Origin of the sequence: Streptomyces sp. NPDC001717 (assembly GCF_042892775.1) — a bacterium.
GTDB lineage: Bacteria > Actinomycetota > Actinomycetes > Streptomycetales > Streptomycetaceae > Streptomyces.
In genome coordinates this window covers 1941-3543 of sequence record NZ_JBIAUK010000062.1, presented here as the reverse complement: position 1 = coordinate 3543, position 1603 = coordinate 1941, and the positions used below count along the sequence as shown (strand labels likewise).

Genomic DNA, 1603 nt, shown 5'->3' with positions numbered 1-1603 from the left:
CCTGATTCGATATTGGGCGTTTCAAAGCGGGTACCGGAATATCAACCGGTTGTCCATCGACTACGCCTGTCGGCCTCGCCTTAGGTCCCGACTTACCCTGGGCAGATCAGCTTGACCCAGGAACCCTTAGTCAATCGGCGCACACGTTTCTCACGTGTGTATCGCTACTCATGCCTGCATTCTCACTCGTGAACCGTCCACAACTAGCTTCCGCTGCTGCTTCACCCGGCACACGACGCTCCCCTACCCATCACAGCAGGCGTTGGCCCTATTGCTGCAATGACACGACTTCGGCGGTACGCTTGAGCCCCGCTACATTGTCGGCGCGGAATCACTTGACCAGTGAGCTATTACGCACTCTTTCAAGGGTGGCTGCTTCTAAGCCAACCTCCTGGTTGTCTCTGCGACTCCACATCCTTTCCCACTTAGCGTACGCTTAGGGGCCTTAGTCGATGCTCTGGGCTGTTTCCCTCTCGACCATGGAGCTTATCCCCCACAGTCTCACTGCCGTGCTCTCACTTACCGGCATTCGGAGTTTGGCTAAGGTCAGTAACCCGGTAGGGCCCATCGCCTATCCAGTGCTCTACCTCCGGCAAGAAACACACGACGCTGCACCTAAATGCATTTCGGGGAGAACCAGCTATCACGGAGTTTGATTGGCCTTTCACCCCTAACCACAGGTCATCCCCCAGGTTTTCAACCCTGGTGGGTTCGGTCCTCCACGAAGTCTTACCTCCGCTTCAACCTGCCCATGGCTAGATCACTCCGCTTCGGGTCTAGAGCGTGCAACTCAATCGCCCTATTCGGACTCGCTTTCGCTACGGCTTCCCCACACGGGTTAACCTCGCTACACACCGCTAACTCGCAGGCTCATTCTTCAAAAGGCACGCAGTCACGAGATACAGCAAGCTGCATCCGACGCTCCCACGGCTTGTAGGCACACGGTTTCAGGTACTATTTCACTCCGCTCCCGCGGTACTTTTCACCATTCCCTCACGGTACTATCCGCTATCGGTCACCAGGGAATATTTAGGCTTAGCGGGTGGTCCCGCCAGATTCACACGGGATTTCTCGGGCCCCGTGCTACTTGGGAGATGAGCAAGCAAGCCGTACAGATTTCAGCTACGGGGGTCTTACCCTCTACGCCGGACCTTTCGCATGTCCTTCGCCTATCCATACGGTTTCTGACTCGCCTCACAGCCGGCAGACTGTGAAAGCTCATTCCCACAACCCCGCATGCGCAACCCCTGCCGGGTATCACACGCATACGGTTTGGCCTCATCCGGTTTCGCTCGCCACTACTCCCGGAATCACGGTTGTTTTCTCTTCCTGAGGGTACTGAGATGTTTCACTTCCCCTCGTTCCCTCCACATGCCCTATGTGTTCAGGCATGGGTGACAGCCCATGACGACTGCCGGGTTTCCCCATTCGGACACCCCCGGATCAAAGCTCAGTTGGCAGCTCCCCGGGGCCTATCGCGGCCTCTCACGTCCTTCATCGGTTCCTGGTGCCAAGGCATCCACCGTGCGCCCTTAAAAACTTGGCCACAGATGCTCGCGTCCACTGTGTAGTTCTCAAACAACGACCAGCCACCCATCACCCT

The 1603-nt window shown here is 56.8% G+C and carries 1 rRNA gene (running past one end of the window); it reads right to left on the bottom strand.

What is annotated here, in order from left to right:
• A 23S ribosomal RNA gene (locus tag ACFYZL_RS39950) occupies positions 1-1546 on the bottom strand (it extends 1598 nt beyond the left edge of the window).
• Between the last annotated feature and the right edge of the window lie 57 nt (positions 1547-1603).